This is a genomic window from Stappia indica (assembly GCF_009789575.1).
GTDB classification, from domain to species: domain Bacteria; phylum Pseudomonadota; class Alphaproteobacteria; order Rhizobiales; family Stappiaceae; genus Stappia; species Stappia indica_A.
On the sequence record NZ_CP046908.1, the window covers coordinates 2,321,067 to 2,327,500 of the forward strand.

A 6,434-nucleotide genomic window follows, 5' to 3' on the forward strand; every position below is an offset into this window, starting at 1 on the left:
CATGCCCTGCTGGAAGACTGCCGCCGTGGCGTCACTCGCCCTGCTGGTGCTCGGCGGATCTGCCGGGGCGGGGGGCACTCCGCCATGGAGCGAGAAGGTGCTCGGCGCGCCTCTCGACCTTGAGGCCGTTGCCCAACTGCCCATGCAGGAACGCATCATGGTGCTGCGCGATCACGGCGAGCGCCTGTTCATCGGCAAGTTTCTCGTAGAAGAAGGCGCCGGCCGGCCGATGGCGACACAGGCCATCATTCCGACCAAACGCCGCCGTCCGGTGCATCTGCGCTTCCAGCGTCTTGCAGGGCTCGATGCCAGTTCCTGTTCGTCCTGCCACCATGAGCCGGTCGTCGGCGGAGGCGCGTCCTTCACCGCCAATGTCTTCGTGTCGGAAGGGTTCGAGAGCGCCGACTTCGACACGATCGACCCGCAATTTTCCAACGAACGCGGGTCGCCGGCCCTGCAAGGAGCAGGGCTCATCGAGCTTCTCGCCCGCGAGATGACCGCCGATCTGCAATCCCTGCGCGACACGGCGCTGGAGCAGGCGCGGCATTCGGGCGCAGCGGTAACAGCCGGGCTCGAAACCAAGGGCGTTTCCTTCGGCTCGATCACCGCCCATCCGGGTGGCGGTCTGGATCTGTCGGGGATCGAGGGCATAGATGCGGATCTGGTTCTGCGCCCGTTCTCGCAGAAAGGCGTCTTCGGTTCCTTGCGGCAATTCACGGTGAACGCGCTCAACCACCATCACGGCATTCAGGCTATCGAACGCTTCGGAACCGCCTGGACCGGAACGCCCGATTTCGATGAAGACGGCATCGGGGACGAGATCGGCGCAGCCGACGTCACCGCGCTGGTGGTGTGGCAGGCGACGCTGGCCGCGCCGAGCCGCAAGCAGGATCTGCCCGATGCCTGGCAGCAGGCGGCGACACGCGGGGAGAGCCTCTTTGCGGAAAGTGGTTGCGCGTCTTGCCATATCCCGGCGCTGCCGCTGAAATCGGCCGTCTTCCGCGATCCCGGGCCGATCGAGACGGCCGGCACGCTGCGCGAGGCGGATGTCGAGGCGCCGCTCGAAATCGATCTTGCCGCGCTCGACTTCGTGAAGGCGCTGCCGCGCGATGCGGACGGCAACATTCTGGTCCCGCTCTTCGGCGACCTGAAGCGTCACCGCATCGCCGATGTGCAGGACCCCACCCTCGGCAACGAACTGCTGGGGCAACGCTTCGTCGACAGGGACGTCTTCCTGACGGCCGAACTCTGGGGCGCCGGCTCCACCGCGCCTTACGGCCACCGCGCCGACCTGACCTCCCTCGACGAGGTCATTCGCGCCCATGCCGGCGACGCCCGCACGGCGCGCAAGGCCTATGAAGCCCTGCCGGACGAGGACCGGGAAGCGATCATCGCCTTCCTTCGGAGCCTGGAGATCGCGCAATGACCGGCCGCCATCCGATCCGCCCCGCCGTGGCCCTTGCCGCGTCGGCGCTGACCGCCCTCTTCGCCGCCAACGCGAGTGCAGAAGATGCACCCGCTCCGGTGCCCCGCTTTTCGGAAGAAGCGCGGCAGGCCGGCATCGACCACACCTATTCGGGCCCTTGGGAGTATTTCGTGGGCGGCGGCACGGCGATCTTCGACTGCGACGGAGACCGCCGGCCCGACCTGTTCCTTGCAGGCGGCGAAGGACGGGCCGCCCTTTATCGCAACACCTCGCCCGCAGGCGGGAAGCTGTCGTTCGAGCCGGTCGACACCGGCCTCCCCGAGCGTCTGCTGGAGCAGGTGACGGGCGCCTATCCGCTCGACATCGACAATGACGGCCTGATGGACCTGGCCCTGCTGCGGGTCGGCGAGAACCAGCTGCTGCGAGGGGTGGGCGAGTGCCGCTTCGAGCCGGCCAACCGCCGCTTCTCGTTCAATGGCGGGCGTAGCTGGACCACCGGGTTCGCCGCCGTGTTCGAGAAGGGCCTCGCCTTTCCCACCCTCGCCTTCGGCAATTATGTCGACCGCAGCGCCCCCGGCTCGCCCTGGGGAACTTGCGACGACAATGCGCTCCACCGCCCGCGCGCCGGCAACGCCCCAGACTATTCGGACGGATTTGCCCTGACGCCCGGTTATTGCAGCCTCTCGCTCCTGTTCACCGACTGGAACCGCTCCGGCGAACCCGCGCTGCGCGTCTCCAACGACCGGCACTATTATCGCGGCGGCGAGGAGCAGCTCTGGGCATTGCCGCCCGGCCGGCCGCCGCGCCCCTATCGTCGCAGCGACGGCTGGCGCCATCTGAAGATCTGGGGAATGGGCATCGCCACGACGGATCTCGACGGCGACGGATTGCCCGAATACGCCCTCACCAGCATGGGCGATACCAAGCTGCAGACCATCGACCAGGAGAGCGACGACCTGTTGCCGGTCTATCGCGACATCGCCTTCGACAAGGGCGTGACGGCGCACCGCCCCTACGCGGGCGAGGACATGCGCCCCTCGACCGGCTGGCACGCCGAGTTCCAGGACGTCAACAACGACACGCTTCAGGATCTGTTCATTGCCAAGGGCAATGTAGAGGCGATGCCGGACTTTGCCGCCTTCGACCCGGACAACCTGCTGATCCAGCAATGGAGCGGTCGCTTCGCGGAACAGGGAGAGCGAGCCGGCATTGCGCTCGACCGCCGCGGCCGCGGCGCCGGCCTTGCCGATTTCAACATGGACGGGCTGCTCGACCTCGTGGTCGTGAACCGCTCGGCGCCCGTCAGCCTGTTCCGCAATCTCGGCCGCGACGATGGCAGCCAGAAGCCGAAGCCGCTGGGCAACTGGATCGCCATCGCGCTGTCGCAGGACGGGCCGAACCGCAATGCCGTCGGCGCAAAGCTGAGCATCCGCGTCGGCGCTCGCAGCCTCACCCGCGACCTCGGCATTGGCGGCGGCCACGCGTCCGGCCAGGCCGGCTTCGTCCATGTCGGTCTTGGCGTTGCCGAGCGGGCCGTCATCCGGGTGCGCTGGCCCGATGGCGACTGGAGCCACGGCTACCGGGTGTTCGCCAACCAGTTCGTACTGATCGAGCGCGGCGAGGAAAGTGCCCGCTACTGGTATCCGCCGCGCCAGACCGGCGATTAGATCCGTTGCAGGACCAGTGCTGAGCCGAGCCCGCCGGCACTTGCAATCGCCGCAAGCCCGAAGCTGCCCGCGGGCTCGCGCTGCAACTCGTGGAACAGCCGCACGGCAAGGATCGCTCCCGATGCGCCGATAGGATGCCCGCGGGCAAGCGCCCCTCCGCCGCGATTGACCCTGGCCGGATCAAGGCCGAGGTCGTCGATACAGGCCATCGCCTGCACCGCATAGGCCTCCATCACCTCGCTTGCCGCAAGGCGCTCCACGTCGATCCCCGAGTTGGAAAGCGCCTTTCGCGCGGCCTCGACCGGGGCAAGCCCCGGCAGGCAAGGATCTCCGCCGGCAGCCCCGCCGGCAACGATCCGGCACGCGGGCACGGATGGATTTCGCGCAAGCCAGCTGTGCGAGACCACCAGCCCGAATGCCGCCGCATCTGCCGAGACCGCCGCTGTTGCGGCGAGCACACGCTGTCCGGCCCGGCCGGCCAGCGGGCGAGACCGGCGACAGGTGGCAACGGTCAGGCTGCGGGCATAGCTGTCCCGGGCAAGCCCCGCGATCTCGACGATCTCGTCGGCAACACGCACGGTTTCGGCCGCAGCTCGCGCCGCAGCATGGCTCTTCACCGCAAAGCCGGCCTGCGCCTCTTCCGGCACCGCCCGAAGCTCTGCCAGCCGTGCCGCCGCTTCCGGCATGTCGGGATCGCGGTCGGGCCAAGGCGTGAAAGGCGGCCGGTCGTAGGCAACCGGTGGCTCGCCGGCAGATAGCGGGCGATGCATGCGCAGGGGGGCCCGAGAATAGCTTTCAAGCCCGCCGGCCAGCACACAGTCGGCCGCCCCGGCCTCGACCATGCGCGCGGCCAGAATGATCGCATCGAGACCCGAGCAGCACTGCCGGTCGAGACTGAGCGCGGGGACCTGTTCCGGAAGCCCCGCCAGCAGCGCGGCGCGCCGGGCCGGATTGCCCCCGCCATAGAGGGCGTTTCCCGCCAAGACCTCATCGACAATATCCACGCCGCCGGCGGAAAGGCAAGCGCGCATCACCGGCGCGGCGAGCGCGTCGATCTCCAGCGCCGCAAACGCCCCGCCCATCGGCGCAGCGGCGCTACGCCTCGCGGCGACCAGAAACGCCGGCATCGGCCTCCTCCTGCTCGCGGACCCAAGCCTCCAGAGCCGGCAAATCCGGCTTGCCGCCCGGCGTCAGCGGCCAGTGATCGGCAAAATGAAAATGACGGGGAACCTTGGCCCGCTCGAGCCTTGCAAGGCAATGGCGCCGCAGGTCCGCTTGCTCCGGTGCCCGCCCCGCCGGCTGCAGCGCGGCGACGATCCGCGCGCCGCGCAAGATGTCCGGCACCCCGAAAACCGCGGCCTGGGCGACGCCCGGATGCTCCAGAAGTGCGGCCTCGATTTCCTCGGCAAACACATTGAGCCCCGAGGTCACGATCATCCGCCCGCCGCGGCCTGCAAGAAAGATCCGCCCCTCATCGTCAAGATGGCCCCGGTCCCCGACGGTCAGCCAGCCCGCCGCAGCTCGCGTCATCGGTTCGTCGCCCATCACATAGCTGTCGAACAGCAGCGGACTGCGGACCCAGATCTCGCCTTCCCCTCCCGGGCCAAGAGCGCATCCTTCGGGTCCGCGCACCTCGACCTCGACGCCAGGGAACGGCCGGCCGACACCTTCGCCAAGGCTGTCGGCCGGGCCGCGATGAGAAATGAAACTGGTCTCGGACGTTCCGTAGAACTCGTGGCATTCAGCCTGCGGAAACACGGCGGCGACAAGCGCCCGGTCGCGCGCATGCCATTTCGCGCCGCTGATCAGGATCCGCCGGAGAGCGCCAAGCCGCAGCTCCTCCCTGTCGCCGGCGATCGCCAGCAGGCGCAACTGCGTCGGCGTGGTGACCAGCACGGTACTCGCCGCCTCCTGCATCCGCCGCAAGACGGCGGCGGGCTGGAAACTGCGGACGACATCCACCCGCCAGCCGCGATGCAGCGCATGGATCGCCCCGAAAAGATGCAGGGAATGCCCGAGCCCGCCCGGCACGAGGACCCGCTCGTCGGCACCAAGTCCAAAGGCCTCGTCGGCAAGACGGAAACTCTCGGTCCAGGACCGGTGCGACCGTTGAAAGGCCTTGGGATGACCGGTCGAACCTGACGTCAGGCCTATATAGAATGGCGTATCCGGCTCCGGTTTGCGCGGCAACGCCGCCGCTTCCGTCCGCATCGCGGCGCGGGGAGATGTCTCGTTCCAGTCGCTGAACAGCGGCGCGAGAGACCTTCGAAGCCTCTCGCCATGCCGTTCCAGGTGAACCGGATCGACGACGACGGCCGCCCGGCCGCTGCGTGCAGCAGCAAGGAGCCGGCAGAGCGCCGCCACCGCTGTGCCCGTCGACACGAGCACCCGGTATGGCGCACCCCTATGCGCGAGCAAGACCTCGCAGGCCTCAACATGGCCCAAGAGCTCCGCGCGTGTCAGCGTATGTCGGCCGTCGCTGAGCGCGACCCGGTCTGGCTCGCGCCCCGCCAGCAGGTCCAGCGTTGCTCCCACATACGACATGGCTGGCGCGGGGTGTCTATTGCCGGGAGAAGATCGCATCCGGGCGGCCCCGCTCGATCGCACTGGCCACCAGCGCCGTGCCGAAACACTTCAGGATGTCTCCGGGAAGAAAGACCAGCGCGCCGACCGCGGACTCCCATAGCGGCTTTCCCGCGACCAGCGAAATCCCCAGGATGCCGAGCGGGTAGAGCGCCAGAATACCTCCGACCATCGACGCGACTAACGCGGCGGGAAATACCGGGCGACGCTTCAGCGCCTGCATCACAAGTCCGCAGACGAAGGCCGCCACCGGGAAGCCGACAAGAAAACCGACCGAGGGAAGAAAAAACACGCCGATGCCGCCGCGTCCGCCGGACAGGAGGGGCATGCCGAGCGCGACGATCAGCAGGAACAGCAGCACGGCCAGGGCGCCGCGAACCGGTCCCAGCATGACGCCGGCCAGCATGATGCCGAGGGTCTGGGCGGTGATCGGCACGCTACCGGTGATCGGCGTCGTGAAGGCGGGCAGATAGTAGCCGAGCGCCGAGATCACGGCCACATGAATGGCGATATGCACCAGCGAGCGATCGGCGGTCATCGTCAAGCCTTGTCCTTTCCTCGGTCCGCGCCCTCGGGTGGGCAGCCGTCCGCTCCTCCCCGCGCCGCAAGTGCCTCCGCGACATGGTCGGCGGCATTTAGGGCGTGCAGGCAAAGCGGTGCAACAAGTTTGACATGTCCGTTTCGCCCGGACCGCGCCCGATAGGCTTCGTTGAGTTGCCGCGTGACGTCGATCAGCATGGGCGTGAACCGGATGGCAA

The 6,434-nt window shown here is 68.2% G+C and carries 6 protein-coding genes (1 of these 6 only partly in view); 2 read left to right on the forward strand and 4 right to left on the reverse strand.

Translation table 11 applies throughout. The features are described from left to right. The first annotated feature begins 1 nt into the window (after position 1). Positions 2-1,426 (forward strand): cytochrome c family protein, encoded by a 1,425-nt coding sequence (locus GH266_RS10865; RefSeq protein ID WP_158193924.1) that lies wholly within the window; start codon positions 2-4, stop codon positions 1,424-1,426. Beyond that, positions 1,423-3,093, forward strand: a complete 1,671-nt coding sequence (locus GH266_RS10870) for a CRTAC1 family protein (RefSeq protein WP_158193925.1) — start codon at positions 1,423-1,425, stop codon at positions 3,091-3,093. The genes GH266_RS10865 and GH266_RS10870 overlap by 4 nt, the downstream gene beginning before the upstream one ends. On the opposite strand, the gene GH266_RS10875 is transcribed toward GH266_RS10870, so the two are convergent. The 4 genes in view from GH266_RS10875 to GH266_RS10890 are tightly spaced (at most 16 nt apart) and all read right to left on the reverse strand, a layout consistent with a single transcriptional unit that may run on beyond the window. Beyond that, positions 3,090-4,220 carry a thiolase family protein gene (locus GH266_RS10875; RefSeq protein ID WP_158193926.1) on the reverse strand — a complete coding sequence of 377 codons (1,131 nt, stop codon included), beginning with the start codon at positions 4,218-4,220 and terminating at the stop codon, positions 3,090-3,092. The two genes, GH266_RS10870 and GH266_RS10875, sit on opposite strands and share 4 nt — an antisense overlap. After that, positions 4,189-5,637, reverse strand: coding sequence for an AMP-binding protein (locus GH266_RS10880; RefSeq protein ID WP_158193927.1), 1,449 nt, complete (start codon positions 5,635-5,637; stop codon positions 4,189-4,191). The genes GH266_RS10875 and GH266_RS10880 overlap by 32 nt, the downstream gene beginning before the upstream one ends. 16 nt (positions 5,638-5,653) lie before the next feature. Further along, positions 5,654-6,214, reverse strand: a complete 561-nt coding sequence (locus GH266_RS10885) for a biotin transporter BioY (RefSeq protein WP_158193928.1) — start codon at positions 6,212-6,214, stop codon at positions 5,654-5,656. Positions 6,215-6,216: 2 nt separating this feature from the next. Next, on the reverse strand, positions 6,217-6,434 hold the 3' end of the coding sequence (locus GH266_RS10890) for a CbiQ family ECF transporter T component (RefSeq protein WP_158193929.1). Its footprint extends 421 nt past the window's final position; 218 of the gene's 639 nt are visible here — the last part of the coding sequence; the start codon falls outside the window, past its right edge; the stop codon is at positions 6,217-6,219.